The sequence below is a fragment of the Pseudomonas sp. TMW22090 genome (assembly GCF_022496665.1).
In the GTDB taxonomy this organism is placed as follows: Bacteria; Pseudomonadota; Gammaproteobacteria; order Pseudomonadales; family Pseudomonadaceae; genus Aquipseudomonas; species Aquipseudomonas gregormendelii.
In genome coordinates, this window is record NZ_SCFH01000004.1 from 449,070 (window position 1) to 469,416 (window position 20,347).

21 protein-coding genes are annotated in these 20,347 nt (G+C 61.8%); 9 read left to right on the top strand and 12 right to left on the bottom strand.

Going from position 1 to position 20,347, the window contains the following annotated elements; translation table 11 throughout:
* Positions 1 to 18: 18 nt before the first annotated feature.
* Positions 19 to 717: a glutathione binding-like protein gene (locus EQV97_RS14670; RefSeq protein WP_225570686.1), complete on the bottom strand. Its 699-nt coding sequence runs from the start codon at positions 715 to 717 to the stop codon at positions 19 to 21.
* Positions 718 to 1,079: 362 nt separating this feature from the next.
* Here EQV97_RS14670 and EQV97_RS14675 point away from each other — a divergent pair, with 362 nt between their 5' ends.
* Positions 1,080 to 1,754: a histidine phosphatase family protein gene (locus EQV97_RS14675; RefSeq protein WP_225570685.1), complete on the top strand. Its 675-nt coding sequence runs from the start codon at positions 1,080 to 1,082 to the stop codon at positions 1,752 to 1,754.
* 66 nt (positions 1,755 to 1,820) lie between these two features.
* The gene (locus tag EQV97_RS14680) at positions 1,821 to 2,876 is read left to right on the top strand and encodes a permease (RefSeq protein ID WP_122839382.1); all 1,056 of its coding nucleotides are present in this window, start codon (positions 1,821 to 1,823) and stop codon (positions 2,874 to 2,876) included.
* A 38-nt stretch (positions 2,877 to 2,914) separates the two neighbouring features.
* On the opposite strand, the gene mnmH is transcribed toward EQV97_RS14680, so the two are convergent.
* Positions 2,915 to 4,018: a tRNA 2-selenouridine(34) synthase MnmH gene (gene mnmH, locus EQV97_RS14685; protein WP_122839383.1), complete on the bottom strand. Its 1,104-nt coding sequence runs from the start codon at positions 4,016 to 4,018 to the stop codon at positions 2,915 to 2,917.
* Positions 4,018 to 5,052, bottom strand: coding sequence for a selenide, water dikinase SelD (gene selD, locus EQV97_RS14690; RefSeq protein ID WP_045060944.1), 1,035 nt, complete (start codon positions 5,050 to 5,052; stop codon positions 4,018 to 4,020). Before selD ends, mnmH begins: the two co-directional genes overlap by 1 nt.
* A gap of 230 nt (positions 5,053 to 5,282) precedes the next feature.
* Here selD and EQV97_RS14695 point away from each other — a divergent pair, with 230 nt between their 5' ends.
* Positions 5,283 to 5,510 carry a DUF6555 family protein gene (locus tag EQV97_RS14695; RefSeq protein WP_045060943.1) on the top strand — a complete coding sequence of 76 codons (228 nt, stop codon included), beginning with the start codon at positions 5,283 to 5,285 and terminating at the stop codon, positions 5,508 to 5,510.
* A gap of 84 nt (positions 5,511 to 5,594) precedes the next feature.
* Here EQV97_RS14695 and EQV97_RS14700 read toward each other — a convergent pair whose 3' ends face one another.
* From EQV97_RS14700 to EQV97_RS14710, 3 genes are all read right to left on the bottom strand, one after another.
* Positions 5,595 to 5,762, bottom strand: a complete 168-nt coding sequence (locus EQV97_RS14700) for a metallothionein (protein ID WP_240889146.1) — start codon at positions 5,760 to 5,762, stop codon at positions 5,595 to 5,597.
* Between the two features lie 82 nt (positions 5,763 to 5,844).
* The gene (locus tag EQV97_RS14705) at positions 5,845 to 6,297 is read right to left on the bottom strand and encodes a DMT family transporter (protein WP_122839386.1); all 453 of its coding nucleotides are present in this window, start codon (positions 6,295 to 6,297) and stop codon (positions 5,845 to 5,847) included.
* A 2-nt stretch (positions 6,298 to 6,299) separates the two neighbouring features.
* Positions 6,300 to 6,785: a DMT family transporter gene (locus EQV97_RS14710; protein WP_122839387.1), complete on the bottom strand. Its 486-nt coding sequence runs from the start codon at positions 6,783 to 6,785 to the stop codon at positions 6,300 to 6,302.
* 216 nt (positions 6,786 to 7,001) lie between these two features.
* On the opposite strand from EQV97_RS14710, the gene EQV97_RS14715 reads away from it, so the two are divergent.
* A complete protein-coding gene (locus tag EQV97_RS14715) occupies positions 7,002 to 7,937 on the top strand; it encodes a LysR family transcriptional regulator (RefSeq protein ID WP_240889147.1) in 936 nt (311 codons plus the stop codon).
* A gap of 111 nt (positions 7,938 to 8,048) precedes the next feature.
* Here EQV97_RS14715 and EQV97_RS14720 read toward each other — a convergent pair whose 3' ends face one another.
* Together EQV97_RS14720 and EQV97_RS14725 are read right to left on the bottom strand one after the other, a co-directional pair.
* Positions 8,049 to 9,731 carry a methyl-accepting chemotaxis protein gene (locus EQV97_RS14720; RefSeq protein WP_122839389.1) on the bottom strand — a complete coding sequence of 561 codons (1,683 nt, stop codon included), beginning with the start codon at positions 9,729 to 9,731 and terminating at the stop codon, positions 8,049 to 8,051.
* Positions 9,732 to 9,839: 108 nt separating this feature from the next.
* Positions 9,840 to 11,156, bottom strand: a complete 1,317-nt coding sequence (locus EQV97_RS14725; protein WP_163019423.1) for a Na+/H+ antiporter NhaC family protein — start codon at positions 11,154 to 11,156, stop codon at positions 9,840 to 9,842.
* A gap of 259 nt (positions 11,157 to 11,415) precedes the next feature.
* Here EQV97_RS14725 and EQV97_RS14730 point away from each other — a divergent pair, with 259 nt between their 5' ends.
* Complete coding sequence (locus EQV97_RS14730) at positions 11,416 to 13,563, top strand: methyl-accepting chemotaxis protein (RefSeq protein ID WP_122839391.1); 2,148 nt, start codon at positions 11,416 to 11,418, stop codon at positions 13,561 to 13,563.
* Between the two features lie 107 nt (positions 13,564 to 13,670).
* On the opposite strand, the gene EQV97_RS14735 is transcribed toward EQV97_RS14730, so the two are convergent.
* From EQV97_RS14735 to EQV97_RS14750, 4 genes are read right to left on the bottom strand one after another with little or no spacing between them, the layout of a single operon-like run.
* Positions 13,671 to 14,984: an ATP-binding protein gene (locus EQV97_RS14735; RefSeq protein ID WP_201147130.1), complete on the bottom strand. Its 1,314-nt coding sequence runs from the start codon at positions 14,982 to 14,984 to the stop codon at positions 13,671 to 13,673.
* Positions 14,981 to 15,649: a response regulator transcription factor gene (locus EQV97_RS14740; protein ID WP_122839393.1), complete on the bottom strand. Its 669-nt coding sequence runs from the start codon at positions 15,647 to 15,649 to the stop codon at positions 14,981 to 14,983. The genes EQV97_RS14735 and EQV97_RS14740 overlap by 4 nt, the downstream gene beginning before the upstream one ends.
* Positions 15,650 to 15,652: 3 nt before the next feature.
* A complete protein-coding gene (locus EQV97_RS14745; protein WP_240889148.1) occupies positions 15,653 to 15,976 on the bottom strand; it encodes a PepSY domain-containing protein in 324 nt (107 codons plus the stop codon).
* Positions 15,976 to 16,284, bottom strand: coding sequence for a PepSY domain-containing protein (locus EQV97_RS14750; protein ID WP_122839394.1), 309 nt, complete (start codon positions 16,282 to 16,284; stop codon positions 15,976 to 15,978). Before EQV97_RS14750 ends, EQV97_RS14745 begins: the two co-directional genes overlap by 1 nt.
* A gap of 149 nt (positions 16,285 to 16,433) precedes the next feature.
* Here EQV97_RS14750 and EQV97_RS14755 point away from each other — a divergent pair, with 149 nt between their 5' ends.
* From EQV97_RS14755 to codB, 4 genes are all read left to right on the top strand, one after another.
* On the top strand, positions 16,434 to 17,513 hold the full coding sequence (locus EQV97_RS14755) for a patatin-like phospholipase family protein (protein ID WP_122839395.1): 1,080 nt from the start codon (positions 16,434 to 16,436) through the stop codon (positions 17,511 to 17,513).
* A gap of 74 nt (positions 17,514 to 17,587) precedes the next feature.
* The gene (gene queD, locus EQV97_RS14760; protein ID WP_028621713.1) at positions 17,588 to 17,944 is read left to right on the top strand and encodes a 6-carboxytetrahydropterin synthase QueD; all 357 of its coding nucleotides are present in this window, start codon (positions 17,588 to 17,590) and stop codon (positions 17,942 to 17,944) included.
* A 223-nt stretch (positions 17,945 to 18,167) separates the two neighbouring features.
* Positions 18,168 to 18,992, top strand: coding sequence for an alpha/beta hydrolase (locus tag EQV97_RS14765; RefSeq protein ID WP_240889149.1), 825 nt, complete (start codon positions 18,168 to 18,170; stop codon positions 18,990 to 18,992).
* A gap of 71 nt (positions 18,993 to 19,063) precedes the next feature.
* Positions 19,064 to 20,335, top strand: a complete 1,272-nt coding sequence (codB, locus tag EQV97_RS14770) for a cytosine permease (protein WP_122839397.1) — start codon at positions 19,064 to 19,066, stop codon at positions 20,333 to 20,335.
* Positions 20,336 to 20,347 lie beyond the last annotated feature (12 nt).

Sequence of the window (20,347 nt, forward strand, 5' to 3'; positions counted from 1 at the left end):
CTGGTCTTGTTGAATGGACTACTTCGGAATTTCCAGCCCGCGCATGACTGCCGGCCGCGCCAGGAAGCGCTCAAGCACCCGCGTCACGTTCTTGAAGTCGTTGATGCCCACCAGGTCGCCCGCTTCATAGAAGCCGATCAGGTTACGCACCCAGGGGAACGTGGCGATGTCGGCAATGGTGTAGCGCTCGCCCATGATCCAGTCCCGCCCTTGCAGCCGGGTATCGAGCACCTTGAGCAGGCGCTTGCTTTCGTCCACATAGCGACCGAGTGGGCGTTTATCCTCGTAGTCCTTGCCGGCGAATTTATTGAAGAAGCCGAGCTGGCCAAACATCGGCCCGATGCCACCCATCTGGAACATCAGCCACTGGATCGTCTCGTAACGCGCCGTCGATTCCTGAGCCAGTAACTGCCCGCTCTTGTCGGCGAGGTAGATCAGAATCGCCCCGGACTCGAACAGCGCCAAGGGTTGATCGGCCGGACCATGGGGATCGAGGATCGCCGGAATCTTGTTGTTAGCGCTCAGCGAAATGAACTCCGGGGACAGTTGGTCATGGGTTTCGAAGCTGACGCGATGGGGCTCGTAGGGCAGTCCGATCTCTTCGAGCATGATCGAGACCTTGACCCCATTGGGTGTCGGCAGGGAGTACAGCTGGATCCATTCAGGGTACTGGGCCGGCCATTTTTGCGTGATGGGGAACGCGGACAAATCAGTCATGGGAGCATCCAAAGGAAGATGTCAGCCGATGATAATCCGTAGGGGCTGCCGAAGGCTGCGATCTTTTGATCGTGATCCTGATTTTTCAAGGTTGCTGAACATCAAGCGCAAAAGATCGCAGCCTCCGGCAGCTGCGACGACAAGTTGTAACATCCTGTCGGTAACTTTTCCTACATCCGAGAAAGCATCCCGGTAGAGTGCGGCGCACCTCTCGGGATCGAACCAAATGGGCTTCAGGCACTCTGATCCTTGCCCCTTCGGAAACGGACCGGCTCAACGACATGGAAATCACCCGACGCTGGATGCTCGCGGTGTAAAGGTTTGTCAGCCTTAACCGAATGCGCTGAAGAACCCCTTATTCGATGATGAAACTCTTGAAATTTGCCAATCGCTTCAAGCATCGTGCCTATCTGTTCCTGCCGGCGCTGCTTGCCACCAGTGCGGTATTCCTGTCGCTGGAGTCCAGCGAAAGCCGCGCCCAGCCCGCTGACGGTACTCAGACCCTGGTCTTCCTGCGCCATGCGGAAAAACCCGAGGGTGGCCTGGGCCAGCTCAACTGCCAGGGCCTCAATCGCGCCATTGACCTGGCGACCCTGCTCCCGGAAAAATTCGGCAAGGCCGACTACGTGTTTGCGGCCAACCCGACCCGCAATGTCGAAGAAGGCGAGCTGGACAACTCCTACAGCTACATCCGTCCCCTGATGACCATCAGCCCGAGCGCGATCAAGCTCGGCCTGCCGGTGAACATCAAGTTCTCGGCCAACGATACCAGCGACCTGGCCGACGAACTGCTCGACGACAAATACCACAACTCGGTGATCTACACCGCCTGGTCCCATGGCTACCTGCCTGAGCTGATCAACAAGGTGGCGGGCGACGCCCTGGGCAAGAAGCAGAAGATTACCGAAGACTGGGAATCGAACGATTTCGACTCGTTGTATGTGCTGACCCTGACCTGGCACAACGGCAAGGCCAGCCTGGAAAGCCACACCTACAAGCAAGGCCTGGATAACGGTCGCGAGACCTGCCCAACGTAAGTGTCTGCGCCGGGAGGAGGAGCTGGGCTATCATGAACCCTTTCCTTCTTGCCCCGGAACCTCCCCATGTCACTCTCATCCACAGCTGCCCCCTCCAGGGGCTGGTCGTTCTGGTGGAAACCTGCGCTCTTCGTCCTGGTCGCCTGTATCGGTCTGTATTACGTCAAATGGTCGCCCTACTACGCCAAGGCTTTCCTGGCCGCTGACAACCACAGCATCGGCGCCTCCATCCTCAACGACGCCCAGACCGCTCCCCTGGCCGCTGCACTGACCTATGCCAAGGTGTATTTCCTGGCGATCTGGAAAGCTGCAGTGCTGGCAGTGATTCTCGGCTCGTTGCTGCAGGTATTGATCCCCCGCGACTGGCTGCTGCGCCTGTTCGGCCGCGCCGGTTTTGCCTCGACCTTGCGCGGCGGCCTGTTCGCCCTGCCGGGCATGATGTGTTCATGCTGCGCGGCACCGGTGGCGGCCAGCATGCGTCGCTCCAATGTGTCGGTCGGCGCCGCGCTGGCGTTCTGGATCGGCAATCCGGTGCTCAACCCGGCCACGCTGGTGTTCATGGGCTTCGTGCTGGGCTGGGGCTTTACGGCGCTGCGCCTGGTGGCGGGTATCGTGCTGGTGTTTGGCGTGTCCTGGGTGGCACAGCGCATGTCCGGCCCTCAGGTGCTGCCTGAAGCGGCTGTGGAAGCAGTGAGTGAAGCGAGCACGGTGGATGTGCAACCGTTCCTGGTGCGCTGGGGCCGCACGCTCTGGCAACTGTTCTGGAGCACCATCCCGATTTACATCCTGGCAGTGCTGGTGCTCGGCGCAGTGCGGGTCTGGGTGTTTCCGCACATCGATGGCGCCATGGCCAACAGCCTGATGTGGCTGGTGCCGCTGGCGATCATCGGCACTTTGTTCGTGATTCCAACAGCAGCGGAAATCCCCATCGTGCAAACCATGATGACCCTCGGCATGGGCACTGCCCCCGCCGTCGCGCTGCTGATGACCCTGCCGAGCATCAGCCTGCCGTCGCTGCTGATGCTGCGCAAGGATTTCGATGCGAGGGTGCTGGTGAGTGTGGCGCTGATGACCATGGGGATTGGTGTGGTTAGCGGGTTGATCGGGGCGGCTTTGCTGTAGATTCTGTGGCGCCCGTTAGGGCGCCAGCACAGGCAACATCACCCCCGCTGAACAGCACGCTCGAGCAGATACTCGAGCACCGCGTCCCGCTCCCCGGCAAACTCGATTCGCGCGCCCTTTTTCTCGCGCTGGAACGCATACATCGGGTCGTAATACTCGCTCAACAAGCCCTCGATCCATGCCCGATGCAGGTCCACCGAGCCGGTGCGCGCCTGCTGTTCCAGGGCATCCTCCATCAACAGCAGCATGCGCCGGTGCCGTTCGCCACCCAGGCGTTTTTGCACATTATTGAGGCTTTCCAGCAACCGCTCGGAGAACAGCGCAAACCCGCCATCACCATGCACAGTGATGAATTCGGCGCACAGGTCTACCACGTAATCGCGCAGGATCCGCTCGACCCGCCCTTGCAGGCTGTCTTCCAGCCAGACCATCGGATACTGCTGCATGCCCTGGAACAACGGCAGCGGCAAGGCGCAACTGCCGACCGTGCGGCTCTCGTCTTCCAATACGAAGCGCTCGATGCCAACCGCACGTTTTTTCAGGATGTCCACGGCCAGGCGGTTTTCAAAATCGATGTTGGAGGGCTGGTCAGTGGCGCGTTTGCCAAAACTGGAGCCGCGGTGATTGGCATGGCCTTCCAGGTCCAGACCGTTGCTCAACTGCGTGAGCACCTCGGTCTTGCCGGTACCGGTCATGCCGCCCAGCAACACGAAATCACACTGGGTCACTGCCTGGTCGACCGTGTCCAGCAGGAACGAGCGCATGGCCTTGTAGCCGCCACCGACTCGTGGGTACTCGATGCCTGCCTCGTCCTTGAGCCACTGCTGCACAAGCTGCGAGCGCAAGCCACCGCGAAAACAGTACAGATAACCTTCAGGATGGGCCCGGGCAAAATCGGCCCAGGCCTGGATACGTTCGGCCTTGATCGCACCGGACACCAGTTGGTGCCCGAGGGTGATCGCTGCCTCCTGCCCGTGCTGCTTGTAGCAGGTGCCGATGCGCTGGCGCTCGTGGTCATTCATCAGCGGCAGGTTGACCACGCCGGGAAACGAGCCCTTGGCGAATTCCACCGGTGCACGAGCATCGAGCATGGGTCGGTCGTTGAGGAAAATGGCGCGGTAGTCGGTGCAGTCGATTGGCATCAGAACACCTCGACCGCGTGGGTCTGTCGCTCAACCAACTCACCGATGGGCTCAAGGGTCAGTCCCAGTTCGGCGGCCACGCTCAGAAACTGCGGGTTGCCTGCCGGAGTGACCGCGATCAGCAGGCCGCCGCTGGTTTGCGGGTCGCACAGCACACGCTTGTGCAGTTCCTGCAGACGTCCCAGTTTGCTGGCATAGCTGTCGAAATTGCGCAGGGTGCCGCCTGGGACACAACCCTGCTCAAGGTAATACTCAACACCGGCCAGGCGCGGCACGCGGTCGTACTCGATACGCGCGGTCAAGTGGCTGCCGTCGGCCATTTCCACCAGGTGCCCGAGCAGGCCGAACCCGGTGACGTCGGTCATCGCGGTCACGCCCTCAAGCTTGCCGAAACGGCTGCCGGGCTTGTTCAGGGTGCACATCCAGTCCCGGGCCAGGCCGATATCGGCGTGGCGCAACTTGCCCTTTTTCTCGGCGGTGGTGAGGATGCCGATCCCCAGGGGTTTGGTGAGGTACAACAGGCATCCGGCGGTCGCGGTGTCGTTGCGTTTCATGTGGCGTTTTTCCACCAGACCGGTCACGGCCAGGCCGAAAATCGGTTCGGGCGCGTCGATGGAGTGCCCGCCGGCCAAGGGAATGCCTGCTTCATCACAGATCGAGCGACCGCCACGAATCACTTCCCGGGCGATTTCCGGGGCCAGCACGTTGACCGGCCAGCCGAGAATGGCGATTGCCATCAGCGGATCGCCGCCCATGGCGTAGATGTCGCTGATGGCATTGGTGGCGGCGATGCGACCGAAGTCGAACGGGTCATCGACGATCGGCATGAAGAAGTCGGTGGTCGAGACCACCCCACGTTCTTCGTCGATGGCATAGACCGCCGCATCATCACGCGAGGCATTGCCGACCCACAGATTCGGGTCCAGGTTCTGCGCCCCGCTGCCTGCCAGGATCACTTCCAGCACCTGGGGGGAAATCTTGCAGCCGCATCCTGCACCGTGGCTGTATTGGGTCAGACGAATCGGCTCGCTCATGGGGGCACCTTGTGTAGTCAGGTCGACAATCGTACAGCAATCACCTGGGCGATCAGAGCCGGCCTGTGATCTTTGGGCCTTCAGGCCAAAAAACCACGTGCAGGTTCCCTCAGCTATATAGTCAGTTTCAGGTTGGGAGCCCATCCCGGCTCGCTGCCGTCTGACAATCCGACTGAATTTTCCGGCCCGCCGATGATCCTTCTAATACCACAGGGAGAATCACGGGCTTTATGAACAACGCAAAATTATTCGTCATTGAGTACACCCTTCATGGCGCCCCCAAGTCTTTCATTATCCGTCTGGACAAGATGGACAACGCAGAGGCTTGGCATTGGGCAAGCTGTGACGCCGGTGTGGGTCGGATCCCGCGCTTTGGCCGGGAGAAGGTGCAGAAGACCAGCAAACCGATGGCCGAGAAATTCGGCGTCGAGAACGTGACCTGGCGGCCGGCTGGCTGACCCACGAAGCATGGTTTGCCCACAACAACAGTGGAGCCTGAAAAGGCTCCACTTTGTTTGGGTGACCGGTTATTGGGTGACCGGTTACCTGTGGGCGCACTTGCAGCCTTTGGATGAACACTCTTCGCCATGCTCGTGGTGCCTGGCGCAAGCTTCGCAGCAGTAATGCTTGCCGTGTCGAGCGATCGGGTGCTCACCCAGCTCACACTTGCATTTGGGGCAGTCGCAGGTATCGGTCCTGGTCACGGTCATGGTCTTGACTCCATCGTTATGGTCGTCCGGATGCAGCGGATGCCCACCCGTGATTACAGTGTAGGACCATCAACCATCAACGTTACGCCTGCCGCGCATTACTGCGGTACATGAACACCAGTGCCAGCGCCAGGCACACCATGGCCAGGATCCGGCTGCCCGACAACTCGATTGCCGGGTTGCCCAGCCAGCCGAAATTGTCGATCAGCATGCCCATGCCCAACTGCCCGACGATAACCGCCACAGTGGCGACAGCCGCCCCTACCCGTGGCACTGCGCCGACCATCACCATCATGTAGACCACGCCGAAGAGGGCGCCGCTGAGCTGCCATTTCGGCACGTCGAGCAGACTCACCGCATGGGTTGGTTCGAAGAACAGGATCAGCAAGCCGGTGACCACAGCGCCGACCACGAAGGTCAACAGACTGCTGCGCAACACGCCTACCGTTTCACCCAGGCGTCCATTGATCGCCGCCTGCACACTCAACACCGCACCGGCCGCTACGACCACCGCCAACAAAATAAACAGACTCATGATCAACCCCTGGCAATCAGAACAAGTGCGGCAACAATCAACACCAACGCCAGCCAGCGTTCACCGTTGACCTTTTTGCGCGTTGCGCCGAACCAGCCGAAATGGTCGATCAGTACGCTTTTGCCTACCTGCCCTGAAAGAATCGCGATCATCGTCATGGCGATGCCGATATGCGGCGTGGCCAGCGTGAGTACGATCACGTAAACGGGGCCCAGGAATCCGCCGATCAGTTGCCAGCGCGGCAAGGTGTTCAACGCCGGCCCCTGTTGCGGGCCGCTCATCAACAGCAGCAGAAACAAGATGGCCGAGCCAACGCCAAAGATGCTCAAGGTCGCCCACAGATGCCCGACCTGACCCCCCAGCGGCCCCAGCAACCCGGCCTCCACGGAAAGCCCCATGCCGGCCAGGATCACCAGCGGCAACAGCAGCAGCCGTAGCCCCGGTTTGGTGGCAGGCGTCGCAGCGACCTGTTCGATTGAAGATTGCATAAAGATAACCTGTGGTCAGTTAACACAAACCCATGTGGGCGCGAGCCTGCTCGCGAAAACGCTGCTCGGGTCGGCAACAAGCCGGTGAGCGATGATTTCGCGCGCAGACTTGCGCCCCATGGGCGAAGGAGGCGTGCATTATCGGCTGGTTTCCCTTTGCGATAAATGGGAGCATCCAGACAACACTTTTGCGCATTACGCACAGCAGGATTGATCATGCAGGGTCTCAACCAATTTGGATTCAAGGCGCTCAGGCTGTTTGTCGCGGTGCTCGACCATGGCAGTTTCTCTGAAGTCGCCCGTCGCGAAGGCCTGGCACCCTCCTCCATTTCGCGGCAGATCCAGCTGATGGAACAGGCCCTGAGCCAACAACTGCTGTACCGCCACACCCGCGCCGTCACACCTACCGAAGCCGGGCGCATGCTGGGGCACCATGCGCGGCTGGTGCTGGTGCAGCTCGAGGAAGCCGAACAGGCACTGCAGGAGCAGCGAAGCGAGCCGAGTGGACTGGTCCGGATAAACGCCCCGGTGGTCTTCGGGCAACGGCACCTGACGCCCTGGCTTGGCCAGTTGTGCGAGCGCTACCCGAAGCTGCAACTGGATATCCAGCAGACCGACAGCTACGTCGATCCGCTGCAGGAAGGTGCCGACCTGCTGTTCCGCATTGGCCCCCTCCACGACTCGAGCATGCAGGCGCGAATTCTGGCGCCCCATCGTTTCCAGGTGGCGGCCAGCCCGGCGTATCTTGAGCGTCGCGGCACCCCGAGGCATCCCGACGAGCTCGTCTCCCATCAGTGTCTGGCCTACAAAGGCGTGGCCGGTCAGCAGCGCTGGTTTTTCCGCAAGGATCAGCAGGACTGGGTGCCTTACTCGGTGAAGGGGCCCATCACCGGCAACCATGCCGACACCCTCACTCAAGCGGCGGAACAGGGCCTGGGGCTGGTGATGTTTCCGTCATGGCTGATTGGCGAAGCGGTGCGTAACGGCACGCTGGTGCCCGTGCTGGAGGAGTATCAGGTATCCAACAGCCTGGAACCGCAACAGATCGTCGTCCTCTGGCCCGGTAGCCGACGGTTGTCGGTGAAGGTCAGGACGGTGATCGATTTTTTTGTCGAATGCTTCGGGGCGGTGCCGTACTGGGACCGACCCTAGCTGGCGAGGCGGGCAGTGCGCTATGGCACCATCCTGGAGCAGGCAACCTGCCCCCTCGCCACAGGAGCTCTATTGCCATAGGCATGTACTGGCCACCAAAAACGTCAGGCGTCAGATACGAAACTGCCCAACCAGTCCGCCCAGCCGCTGCCCCAGATCCGCGAGGCTACGGGTGGTTTGTGCGCCGAGCTGGGTTTCGTCAGCGACGCTGTCCACGGCTGCCGCAATCTGATGCACGCTGCGGTTGATCTCTTCGGCCACGGCAGTCTGCTCTTCGGCGGCGCTGGCGATCTGCGCGTTCATCGAGTTGATCGTGCCGATCAACTGCGCCATCGCATCCAGCGAAGCGCCCGCCTCGTTGGCCTGGGCGCTGGTGCCGTCGCCGGCCTCGCTGGAGCGACGCATCGCCTCAACCGCTGACTGCGTGCCCGCCTGTAAACGGTCGATCATGCCCTGGATTTCCTGGGTGCTGATTTGCGTACGACTGGCCAGCGCCCGCACTTCGTCCGCCACCACAGCAAAGCCGCGGCCCGCCTCACCGGCGCGAGCCGCTTCGATCGCGGCATTGAGGGCCAGCAGGTTGGTCTGGTCAGCAATTGAGCGAATCACCCCGAGCACGCTGACAATCGACGACACGTCCTTCTGCAAACTGTCCAGCGACACGCCGCTGCTGCGAATGTCGTCCACCAGCGCATGAATCTTCACGATGCTGCCGGCCACTACCCGCTTGGCCGCCTGGCCCTCTTCATCCGTCTGCTGAGCTGCTACCGCAGCGTTCTGCGCGCTTTTGGCGACTTCCTGGGCGGCCGCCGACATTTCATTGATCGCCGTGGCCACCTGATCGGTCTCGTGACGCTGGCGTTCCATCGCCTGGTCCGAGCGTTGGGCCTGAGCGGATACCTGTGTCACCAGGCCGGTCAGTTGCGAAGTCATTTCAGTGATCTGGCGCACCAGCCCATGGATCTTGTCGACAAAACGATTGAACGAGCCCGCCAGTTCGCCAAGTTCATCCTGGCTGGTAATGGTCAGGCGGCGGGTCAGGTCACCCTCGCCGGCCGCGATGTCATCGAGGTTGGCTTTCATCAGGTGCAGTGGACGCAAGATCGTGTTGGACAGCAACACGCCAGCAGCGGCGATCACCAGCAACACCACGGCAGCGATGCCGACGATGCTCCACACCACCCCTTCCATGCGTTCCTGTACCTTGGCCTCGACCAGCGCCACCTGCGCTTCAATGCCGTCGAGATTCACCGACGTACCCACCGCCATGTCCCATTTGGCCAGGTACTCGGTGTAGCCAAGCTTGGGCACCAGAACCTGGGTGTTGCCCGGCAACGGTGAACTGTATTGCAGGTAATGAGTGCCGTCTTTTGCGACTTTCACCAGGTCGCGGTTGACGTACACGCCGTTCGGGTCGCGGTTGTCCTTGAAACTCTGGCCGACGCCTTCCGGGCTGTTGGCCTTGAACAGGCGCACGGTGTTGGAGTCATAGCCGAAGAAATAGCCATCCTTGCCATAGCTGATGCTCGACAGCAATTTGATCGCCTGGGCCCGCGCGCCATCGTCGCCGGGGGCGGCGGCTTCGTAGAGAGGTTTGATCGTGGACATGGCCACGGCCACGTAGCTTTGCAAGGTGGCCTTGGCGTCAGTGAGCAGGCGCTGGCGGGTTTCCTCGACTTCGTTGCGCGCCTGTTGCTGCAGGATAAAAAGTGTGGTCAGGCTGATGACCAGCGCAAAGAGCAGCACCGGGAGGACGGCGAGGGACAGGACTTTAGCCTTGAGGCTCATGCGCATGACATTCACTCTTTTGATTTATTGGCGTGCCTGAAAGCTTTAACGGCACGCCGGAGCAAAAGTTGAATGTCACTCACTCCCACAGGGGAGACCAGTGAGGCGTGGGGATCACAACACCATCGCCGCCACCCAGCCGAAGGCCAGCAGCGGCAGGTTGTAGTGCAGGAAAGTCGGCACCACAGTGTCCCAGATATGGTGATGCTGGCCATCGACGTTCAAGCCGGAGGTCGGGCCGAGGGTCGAATCCGAGGCTGGGGAGCCCGCATCCCCCAGTGCACCTGCTGTGCCGACGATGCACACGATCGCCAGCGGGCTGAAGCCCAGCTGCACGCACAGTGGCACGAAAATCACCGCCAGGATCGGCACCGTCGAGAACGACGAGCCGATGCCCATGGTCACCAGCAACCCCACCAGCAACATCAACAAGGCACCAATGGCCTTGCTGTGACCGATCCAGGAAGCGGAGGTTTCGACCAGCGACTGCACATCGCCAGTGGCCTTGATCACTTCGCCAAACCCCGAGGCGGCGATCATGATGAAGCCGATCATCGCCATCATCTTCATGCCTTCGGTGAACAGATCGTCGGTATCACGCCACTTCACAATCCCCGACACCGAGAAAATCAGGAACCCTGCCAGGGCGCCAATGATCATCGAGTCGAGCAGCAGCTGGATCACGAACGCGGCGATGATCGCCAGGCCCGCGACCATCAGGCTCAGCGGGTTGTACTGCACCGCCACCTGCTCGACCTGCTCGATCTTGCCCAGGTCGTAGACGCGCTTCTTGCGGTAGCTGAAAAACGCGATCGTCAGGCCAAACACCATGCCCAGCGCCGGGATACCCATTGCGTGGGTGACGTTGATGCCGCTGATATCGACGCCGCTGCGGGCGACGTTGGCCAGCAGGATCTCGTTGAGGAAGATGTTGCCAAAGCCCACCGGCAGGAACATGTATGGCGTGATCAGGCCGAAGGTCATGACGCAGGCGATCAAACGTCGATCCAGTTGCAGCTTGGTCAGCACGTATAAAAGCGGCGGCACCAGCAACGGAATAAAGGCGATATGTATCGGCAAGATGTTTTGCGAGGCGACGGCCACGACTCCCAGCAGGCCGATCAGCAACCACTTGACCCGGCCGCCACCACTGGCGTGCTGGCGATCAACCATGGCCAGCGCCTTGTCCGCCAGGGCATGGGCCATCCCTGACTTGGCAATCGCCACCGCGAACGCCCCCAGCAAGGCATAGGACAGCGCAACGGTAGCCCCGCCCCCAAGGCCGCTGTTGAACGCTTTAAGCGTGGCGTCGATGCCCAGGCCGCCGGTCAGGCCACCGACCAGCGCGCCCACGATCAGCGCGATCACTACGTGTACGCGGGACAGGCTGAGTATCAGCATGACGCCGACCGCAGCAATTACTGCATTAATCATCGTTACCTCAAGGCAAGCGGAATGAGCTCAGCCGGCAGTCTGCGAAGAGCCGCCAGCGGATTTTAGAATGGGTTTTATTAGAGGGCGCGCACTGTGCCGCAGCGCTGCCAGCTTGTCAAAGCCAGTGACAGCAACGCGCACACACATGTGACACCCACACATCCCCGCAATATCTCTCGATCAGTGACTTCAAGAATCCCGAGCAACGGCCGCTACAGTACCAAGCCGCAGATATTTATCGAATAAGGATGTCTCCATGTCGCTCAGACAACTTTCCATTCAATGGAAAATCACCCTGCTGGCCGGGCTTTGCCTGGCGGGTATCGTGACCCTGCTGGTGGGTCTTTCGCTGTATCGCATGGAGCACAGTTCCGCCTTGGTGAAGGCCTCGAGCACGGAGATGCTCAATGAAGCGGCCCAGGCACGGATTCAATCCCAGGGTGAAAACCAGGCGCTGGTCATTCGCCAGCAGTTCATGGACGCCTACCAATACGGCCATGGCTTCTCGCGCCAGGTGCTGTTCCTGCGCGACCAGGCGGAAAAGCGTTTCCTCGACGCCTTCGACCTGCGCGAAGACCTGACCCGCCAGGTCAAGTCGGCGCTGCAGGCCAACCCGGAACTGCTCGGCCTGTCACTGGTGTTCGAAGCCAATGCCCTGGACGGCAAGGACGAACTGTTCGCCGGCCAGGCCGAGCTGGGCAGCAACGACAAGGGCCGCTTCGCCCTGTACTGGTCGCAGCCGACTCCGGGCCAGGTAACGTCCATGGCGTTGCCGGAAAGCGACATGGCCGACACCAATGCCGGCCCCAGCGGCGAACCGGCCAACGCCTGGTTCACCTGCCCGCGCACCTCGCTCAAGCCGTGCGTCATCGAGCCGTACTTCTACAAGATCGACGGCCAGGACGTGTTGATGACCAGCATCGTCTTTCCGCTGATGGTCAACGGCAAGGTCATCGCTTCGCTGTCGGTGGACATCAACCTCAACAGCCTGCAATCAATCAGCCAGGCGGCGAGCAAGAAGCTTTACGACGGCCAGACCCACGTCAGCATCATCAGCCCGGTCGGCCTGCTGGCCGGCTACAGCCCGGACTCGAGCAAACTCAGCCAGCGCCTGGACAGTATCGACAAGAGCAGCGGCGCCGAGCTGATTCGGTTGCTGGCGACCAGCGACAAGACGGCCAGCCTGCACAGCGACCAACAGCTCAAGGTGCTCGCACCCTTCGAGCCGATCCCCGGTGGCAAATCCTGGGGCGTGCTGCTGCAAGTGCCGGAAAAAGTCCTGGTCGGCCCTGCCGAAGCCCTGGAACGACAACTCGATGAGAGCAACACCACCGGCACGCTGGTCGAACTGGGCCTGGGCGTGCTGGCCGCGTTGATCGGCCTGCTGCTGGTGTGGCTGATGGCCCGCAGTGTGACCAAACCGATCCTCGGGGTGGCGCGCATGCTCGAAGACATCGCCAGCGGCGAAGGCGACCTGACCCGCCGACTGGCCTACGACAAGCAGGACGAACTGGGCCAGTTGGCCGGCTGGTTCAACCGCTTCCTGGACAAGCTGCAGCCGATCATCGCCGAAGTGAAACGCTCGGTGCAGGATGCGCGCAGCACCGCTGACCAATCCTCCGCGATCGCCACTCAGACCAGCGCCGGCATGGAGCAGCAGTACCGCCAGGTGGACCAGGTTGCCACCGCGTCCCACGAAATGAGCGCCACCGCCCAGGACGTCGCCCGCAGTGCAGCGCAAGCCGCCCAGGCCGCCCGCGACGCGGACCATGCGACTCGCCGTGGCCTGACCGTGATCGACCAGACCACCACCAGCATCGACAACCTTGCCGCCGACATGAGTGCGGCGATGGTGCAGGTCGAAGGCCTGGCGGCCAACAGCGAGAAAATCGGCTCGGTGCTGGAAGTGATTCGCGCCATCGCCGAACAAACCAACCTGCTGGCCTTGAACGCCGCCATCGAAGCCGCTCGCGCGGGTGAAGCCGGGCGCGGCTTTGCCGTAGTGGCCGATGAGGTGCGCAACCTGGCGCGACGTACCCAGGAGTCGGTCGAGGAAACCCGTCTGGTGATCGAGCAGCTGCAAAGCGGTACACAGGAGGTGGTGGGCTCGATGAGCAACAGCCATCGCCAGGCCCAGGGCAGCGTCGAGCAGGTTGGCCAGGCCGTGACCGCCCTGCGCCAGATCGGCGACGCGGTGACGGTGATCAGCGACATGAACCTGCAAATCGCCAGTGCGGCGGAAGAACAGAGCGCCGTGGCTGAAGAGATCAACAACAACGTGGCGACGATTCGCGACGTCACGGAGTCGCTGTCGGGGCAGGCGAATGAGTCGGCGCGGGTCAGCCAGTCACTCAACAGCCTGGCGAATCAGCAGCAGAGCTTGATGGATCAGTTTCGCGTGTGAGCCAGTCCACAGCGCACGGCCGATCCAATGTGGAAAAGCCACTGTGCAAGAGCAATGTGGGAGCTAGCAGGCTGGCTCCCGCAGGGACTTTGGGGCTGCTTCAGGTCTCAGCGCCTGGGCAGTTCAATCACCACCCGCAACCCGCCCCACTCACTCTCCTCCAGGCGCAACACCCCGCCCCACGTGTCGACGATATCGCGCACGATCCCCAGCCCCAGGCCGTGCCCATCGGTCTGCTCATCCAAACGGGTGCCGCGGCTGAAGACCTGGGTCCGTTGATCCTCGGGAATACCCGGCCCGTCATCCTCCACATTCAACTCAAACCCTGCCGTCGTCTCCACTACGCTCAAGCGCACCTCGGCATCCGCCCATTTGCAGGCGTTGTCCAGCAAATTGCCGAGCAGTTCCAGCAGGTCTTCACGATCCCAGGGCAGGCGCAGCCCCTGGGGCGCGCGGTAGCTCAGGTGCAGGTGTTCACCGTGGATCATGTTCAGCGTCGCCAGCAGCCCCGGTAACTCGCCAGCGCAATCGAACAAGGCGCCCGGCAGCGCATCGCCGGACAACCTTGCGCGATTGAGCTCTCGATTGAGCCGTTGACGGACCTGCTCCAGCTGCTCCTTGAAGATCCTGCGCAACTCGGGGTGGTCATCGAGTTTTTCACTCGAGGCCAGGCTCACCAACACCGCCAGCGGGGTTTTCAAGGAGTGGCCAAGATTGCCCAGGGCATTGCGCGAGCGCTTGAGGCTGTCCTCGGTGTGCGCCAGCAGATGGTTGATCTGCGCCACCAGAGGCTCCAGCTCTACCGGGACCTGATCGTCCAGCTGCGAGCGCTGCCCCTGTTGCAACTGGGCGATCTGCTCGCGGGCCTTTTCCAGGGGACGCAACGCCCGACGTACGGTGACCCGTTGCAGCACCAGAATCAGCAGCAGCCCCGCCAGTCCCAGCCCGAGGCCGACCTGTTGCATGCGCAGGAAACTGTCGCGCACCGGGGTGTAGTCCTGCGCCACGCTGATGGAAATCGACTGTCCCAGCCGCCGATAGTCGGAACGCAACACCAGCAACTGCTGGCCCTCGGGCCCCAGTTGCAGGTTGCTGTGCAGCCCCGACTCAGTGAGGCGGGGAAACTCCTGGTCCCACAGGGATCGCGAGCGCCAATGTTTGTCGGCGAAATCGATGCGGAAGTAGTGCCCGGAGAACGGCCGCTGATAGGCCGGCGACAGGTGCCGCTCATCCAGTTGCAAACCCTGGGGCCCGCGTACCAGTGCCACCAGCAGGTTCTCGCTGTCGTTACGCAGGCCCGCCTCGAGGTAGCGCTGCAAACCCATTTCGAACAGCCACAGGCTGGTCTGCGCCAACACCAGACCGACAATCACCATCACGCTGATCAGGCCCAGGCTCAAGCGGCGCTGGATCGACTTCACTTGGCTTGCCCGCCGAACAGGTAGCCCTGGCCGCGACGGGTCTCGATCACGCTGCGGCCCAGCTTGCGTCGCAGATGATTGACGTGGACCTCCAGCACGTTGGAATCACGCTCTGTTTCACCGTCGTAGAGGTGCTCGGCCAGGTGGCTCTTGGACAGGATCTGTTCGGGGTGCAGCATGAAATAGCGCAGCAGGCGAAATTCCGCAGCGGTGAGCTGTATGTCGGCACCGTCCCGCGTCACACATTGGCGGCCTTCATCCAGATGCAGGCCCGCCGCCTTGAGCGTCGGCTGGTTGGCCTGGCCGTGGGAGCGGCGCAACAGCGCCTGGACGCGCAAATGCAGCTCTTCGGGGTGAAAGGGTTTGGTCAGGTAATCGTCGGCGCCGGCCTTGAGGCCTTCGATGCGTTCGGACCAGGAACCGCGCGCGGTCAGGATCAGCACGGGTGTCGACAGGCCACCGGCGCGCCATTGCGCCAGCACCTCAAGCCCGGGCAAACCGGGCAGGCCAAGGTCGAGGATGATCAGGTCATAAGGCTCGCTGCTGCCCTGATACACCGCATCGCGGCCGTCGGCCAGCCAGTCCACGGCATACCCCTGGCGGTTCAGACCGGCCATCAATTCGTCGGCCAGGGGCACGTGGTCTTCAACGAGAAGCAAGCGCATCGGTCAATCTTCCTTGTCTTTCAGTAACTGGCCAGTGGTGGCGTCGAGGTCCAGCTCGCGGACTACGCCTTCGGCGGTCAACAGTTCGACTTCATAAATGTAGACGTCGTGTTTTTCTTCAAGCTCGGCCTCCAGCAATTTGGCCCCCGGGTAGCGATCCAGGGCCTGCTGCAGCAGCTGTTCCAGGGGCATGATCACCCCTTGCTGGCGCAGGCGCAGGGCTTCGTCCTGATCCAGGTCGCGGGCCATCACCACCGAACAGAAAACCAGCAGCGCCAGCCCCACTCGGAGGCTGGCGCGCGTGCCGGACAAAAATTGCACCTTCATTACGTATCCTGTTGATCCTTGAGAACCTGCCCGCTGACAGCGTCCAATTCCATGTCCCAATCGAGACCCTGGGGGTCACGCATCTCCACCTGGTAGATGAACTTGCCGTACTCTTCTTCCAGTTCGGTCTCGGTGATGGTGGAGCCCGGGTGTTTGGACAGGGCTGTAGCATTAAGCTTCTCGAAAGACACAATGGTACCAGCGTCGCGCAGCCGCAGGGCTTCATCAGGGCCCAGGTCACGGGCATGGGCGAGGCTGGCGGTCATGGCGATGAGGGAAGCAGCGAACAGGGCAGTCAGGGTTTTCATCGGTGTCTCCGAATTTTCTGGGTGTTGCTTACGGGAGCCACCTTAACGATTCGAACTTAACTGAAACTGAATGGCCATCATGCATTGCGCAAGGGTTTGACGTTCAAATCTCTTATAATCGCTCCCGCTTGCCAGAATCGAGATCCGGTATGACCGCAATCCACATCAAGTTCCCCGCCCTGACCCTCAAGGCCGGCCCTCGCGCCTTTGCGCGCATCCGTGAACAAGGGCTGAGCGCCGCCGACGTCGGCACCCTGCCCGGCGCCGCCGGTGGTCCCAAAGCCCTGGGGATTCAGGGACTGGACCTGGCGTTGTTCGGTGAGTGGTTGCCGGCCGCCCCGCGGGAGCGCTCGCTGATTGGCGCCTCGGTGGGCTCCTGGCGTTTCGCCAGCGCTTGCCTGCCGGACGCCGCCGAGGGCATCCGGCGTCTCGGCCGGCTGTACACCGAGCAGGATTTCAACAAGGGCGTGACCATGGCACAGATCAGCCAGAGCTCGCGGCGCATGCTCGAGGAGCTGCTCGACGGCCGCGACTCGGCGATTCTCGATAATGCGCATTATCGGCTGAACATCATGGTGGTCAAAAGCCACGGCCGGCTCGCGCAAGACCATCGCGGTCACCTGGGCCTGGGGTTGTCGGCGGTGATCGCCGACAACCTGCGCAACCGCTCTCGCCTGTCGCGGCATTTTGAACGCCTGATCATCCACGATCCACGTCTCCCCCCGCCGGTGCACCCACTGACCGATTTCCCCTCGCGCTTCGTCGCATTGAACGCCGCCAACCTGCGCCAGGCACTGCTCGCATCCGGCTCGATCCCCATGGTCATGGAAGGTGTTCGGGACCTGCCGGGCGCTGGCGCCGGAACCTTTCGCGACGGCGGCCTGCTCGACTACCACCTCGACCTGCCCTACAGCGGCAATGACATCGTGCTGTACCCGCACTTCACCGACCGGATCATTCCCGGCTGGTTCGACAAGACTCTGCCCTGGCGCCGCGCCTGTACGACGCGGCTGCAGGACGTGCTGTTGCTGGCACCGTCGAAGCAATATCTGGCGCGCCTGCCCTTCGGCAAGCTGCCCGACCGCAATGACTTCAAGCGCTTCATGGGCGACGCGCCAAGCCGGCAGAAGTACTGGCGCGCGGCGATGGACGAAAGCCGTCGCCTGGGCGACGAGTTCCTCGAACTGGCCGCCAACGGTCGCCTCGGCGAACGCTTGCTGACCCTTTAGTCAGGACAAGCTGTTAAACTCGCCGCCTGCCCCTATCGCTGCGGCGATCGCCACCTGACAGAGCTCAAGACACTGTGGAAATCTTCAAAGAGTTTACGTTCGAATCCGCCCACCGCCTGCCCCACGTCCCGGACGGCCACAAATGCGGCCGCCTGCACGGTCACTCGTTCAAGGTGGCGATTCACCTCAGTGGCGACCTTGATCCGCATACCGGCTGGATTCGCGATTTCTCCGAGATCAAGGCGATCTTCAAGCCGCTGTATGAGCGACTGGATCACAACTACCTCAATGACATTCCTGGCCTGGAGAATCCAACCAGTGAAGTGCTGGCCAAGTGGATCTGGGGTGAGTTGAAGCCATTGCTGCCGGAACTCAGCGCGATCCGCATCCATGAAACCTGTACCAGTGGCTGCATCTATCGCGGCGAATAACCCCGACCAACACATCCCTGCTGCAGGAGCGAGCTTGCTCGCGAAAGACCTCAGAGCGCCGCTGGGTGCCAGGCTTCAAGCGTTATCGTTGAAGACCATCGCGAGCAAGCTCGCTCCTACAGATTGACGACATGCGTTTCGTCAGTGAAACACCCGAACAGCCCCCTGGGCTGTTTTTTTATGCCTATGCTTTTGGGCTCTTTCCCACCGAGAGGACATGGGCATGACTGACTGGCCGCTGCCCCAAACCTATCGCTTCAACGGACACGCCATCCGCTTCGCCGTACGCGGCGACGGCCCGCCGCTGGTGTTCATCCACGGCACACCCTTCTCGTCCCATGTCTGGCACCGCATCGCGCCGCATTTCATTGCCTCCCACCGCGTGCACTACTTCGACCTGCTGGGCTACGGGCAGTCGGAGAAGATCGACGGCGATGTGTCACTGGGCATTCAGAACGAGCTGCTGGCGCGACTGCTGGAACATTGGGGGCTGGACCGCCCGGATGTGGTTGCCCATGACTTCGGCGGCGCCACGGCGTTGCGCGCGCACTTGCTCAACGGCAAGGATTACCGCAGCTTGACGCTGATCGACCCGGTGGCGCTCACGCCCTGGGGCTCACCTTTCGTGCAGCACGTGCGCCAGCATGAAGCAGCGTTCAATGGCTTGCCCGATTACATCCAGCGCGCCATCGTGCCGGCTTATATTCGTGGAGCGATCAAGCGTGATATCCCCGATGAGGAACTCGCGCCCTATGTTCAGCCCTGGCTGGGTGATCCGGGGCAGGCAGCGTTCTATCGACAAATAGCGCAGATGGACGAGCGTTATACCCGGGAAGTCGAAAACCAGTACCCAAACGTTCGGTGTCCCGTGCAGATCTTGTGGGGCGAGGACGATCAGTGGATTCCCATCGACCGCGGGCGGGCGCTGCACCAGTTGATTGCAGGGTCGCAGTTTCATCCGATCGGAAATGCCGGGCACCTGATGCAGGAAGATGCCCCGGAGGCCATCGTTGCGGCGCTATTACGTTTCCTCCCGCTACTCCCCTGAGCCCAGACCCGCAACATTGGCACGACCACTGCAACCCTCCTCGCGTCCTCCCTCCAGCAAAGGAACGCCCCATGACGCAAAACGCCCCCGGCAACGACTATCCCCTCAGCGAAGTCCCCCTGCACGCGCGCAAAGGCCTGGCCTCCACCGCCATGGTGTTACTGGGATTCACCTTTTTCACCGCTACCATGTTCGCCGGCGGCAAGCTTGGCGTGGCGTTCAGTTTCGGCGAAATGATGGCGGTGATTGTTGTCGGCAACCTGCTGTTGGGGCTCTACGCCGCAGCCCTGGGATACATCGCCTTCAAGAGCGGTCTCAATTCGGTGCTGATGGGGCGCTTCTGTTTTGGCGAAGTAGGCAGCAAGCTCAGCGACCTGATCCTGGGATTTACCCAGATCGGCTGGTACGCCTGGGGGACCGCGACCGCCGCCGTGGTGCTGGGCAAATACTTCGGTCTGGGCGACGGCCCCGTGCTGGGCTTGATGGTGCTGTTCGGCCTGGCCTTCTGCGCCACCGCGTATGTGGGTTATCGCGGCCTGGAAATTCTTTCCTACATCGCCGTGCCCGCCATGATGTTGCTGCTGATGCTGTCGATGTGGGTGGCCACGGTGGAAGTTGGCGGCATCGACGGCCTGCTGGCCGTCGTGCCCACGGGCACGCTGGATTGGTCGACCGCCATCACGCTGGTGTTCGGCACCTTCGTCAGCGGCGCTACCCAGGCGACCAACTGGACACGCTTCTCGCGCTCGGCGCGGGTGGCGGTGCTGGCGAGCCTGATCGGTTTTTTCGTCGGTAATGGCCTGATGGTGTTGATCGGCGCCTACGGGGCCATCGTCTACCAGCAACCGGACGTGGTCGAAGTGCTGTTGCTGCAAGGTTTTGCCATGGCCGCAATGGCGATGCTGCTGCTCAACATCTGGAGCACCCAGGACAACACCATCTACAACTTCGCAGTTGCCGGCTGCAACCTGCTGCGCACCGGTCGACGCAAAACCGTGACCCTGGCCGGCGCAGTGATCGGCACGGCGCTGGCCCTGCTGGGCATGTACGACATGCTGGTGCCATACCTCATCCTGCTCGGCACGGTGATTCCGCCGATAGGCGGAGTCATCATGGCGGACTTTTTCTTCCGCTATCGCGGTCAATATCCACGACTGGCCGAAGCGCGCCTGCCGGCATTCAACTGGCCCGGGCTGGGCGCTTATGCGGTCGGCACCGTGGCCGCTTTCAGTTCGCCTTGGGTCGCGCCTCTGGTAGGGATTGCCGCTGCCGCGCTAACGTATGTGCTAATGACCAGTGTACTTGGCGCCCGAGTCGCCAACGCACCACTACAAGATCTCTAGAAGGATTCGCCT

Excerpts from the sequence above, each read along its gene's own strand:
- EQV97_RS14705 (WP_122839386.1), bottom strand. The coding sequence starts at position 6,297 with ATGAGTCTGTTTATTTTGTTGGCGGTGGTCGTAGCGGCCGGTGCGGTG.
- EQV97_RS14675 (WP_225570685.1), top strand. The coding sequence starts at position 1,080 with ATGATGAAACTCTTGAAATTTGCCAATCGCTTCAAGCATCGTGCCTAT.
- EQV97_RS14755 (WP_122839395.1), top strand. The coding sequence starts at position 16,434 with ATGACCGCAATCCACATCAAGTTCCCCGCCCTGACCCTCAAGGCCGGC.
- EQV97_RS14765 (WP_240889149.1), top strand. The coding sequence starts at position 18,168 with ATGACTGACTGGCCGCTGCCCCAAACCTATCGCTTCAACGGACACGCC.
- EQV97_RS14700 (WP_240889146.1), bottom strand. The coding sequence starts at position 5,762 with ATGACCGTGACCAGGACCGATACCTGCGACTGCCCCAAATGCAAGTGT.
- EQV97_RS14730 (WP_122839391.1), top strand. The coding sequence starts at position 11,416 with ATGTCGCTCAGACAACTTTCCATTCAATGGAAAATCACCCTGCTGGCC.
- selD (WP_045060944.1), bottom strand. The coding sequence starts at position 5,052 with ATGAGCGAGCCGATTCGTCTGACCCAATACAGCCACGGTGCAGGATGC.
- EQV97_RS14740 (WP_122839393.1), bottom strand. The coding sequence starts at position 15,649 with ATGCGCTTGCTTCTCGTTGAAGACCACGTGCCCCTGGCCGACGAATTG.
- codB (WP_122839397.1), top strand. The coding sequence starts at position 19,064 with ATGACGCAAAACGCCCCCGGCAACGACTATCCCCTCAGCGAAGTCCCC.
- EQV97_RS14750 (WP_122839394.1), bottom strand. The coding sequence starts at position 16,284 with ATGAAAACCCTGACTGCCCTGTTCGCTGCTTCCCTCATCGCCATGACC.
- EQV97_RS14680 (WP_122839382.1), top strand. The coding sequence starts at position 1,821 with ATGTCACTCTCATCCACAGCTGCCCCCTCCAGGGGCTGGTCGTTCTGG.
- mnmH (WP_122839383.1), bottom strand. The coding sequence starts at position 4,018 with ATGCCAATCGACTGCACCGACTACCGCGCCATTTTCCTCAACGACCGA.
- EQV97_RS14715 (WP_240889147.1), top strand. The coding sequence starts at position 7,002 with ATGCAGGGTCTCAACCAATTTGGATTCAAGGCGCTCAGGCTGTTTGTC.
- EQV97_RS14720 (WP_122839389.1), bottom strand. The coding sequence starts at position 9,731 with ATGCGCATGAGCCTCAAGGCTAAAGTCCTGTCCCTCGCCGTCCTCCCG.
- EQV97_RS14710 (WP_122839387.1), bottom strand. The coding sequence starts at position 6,785 with ATGCAATCTTCAATCGAACAGGTCGCTGCGACGCCTGCCACCAAACCG.
- EQV97_RS14670 (WP_225570686.1), bottom strand. The coding sequence starts at position 717 with ATGACTGATTTGTCCGCGTTCCCCATCACGCAAAAATGGCCGGCCCAG.
- EQV97_RS14745 (WP_240889148.1), bottom strand. The coding sequence starts at position 15,976 with ATGAAGGTGCAATTTTTGTCCGGCACGCGCGCCAGCCTCCGAGTGGGG.
- EQV97_RS14695 (WP_045060943.1), top strand. The coding sequence starts at position 5,283 with ATGAACAACGCAAAATTATTCGTCATTGAGTACACCCTTCATGGCGCC.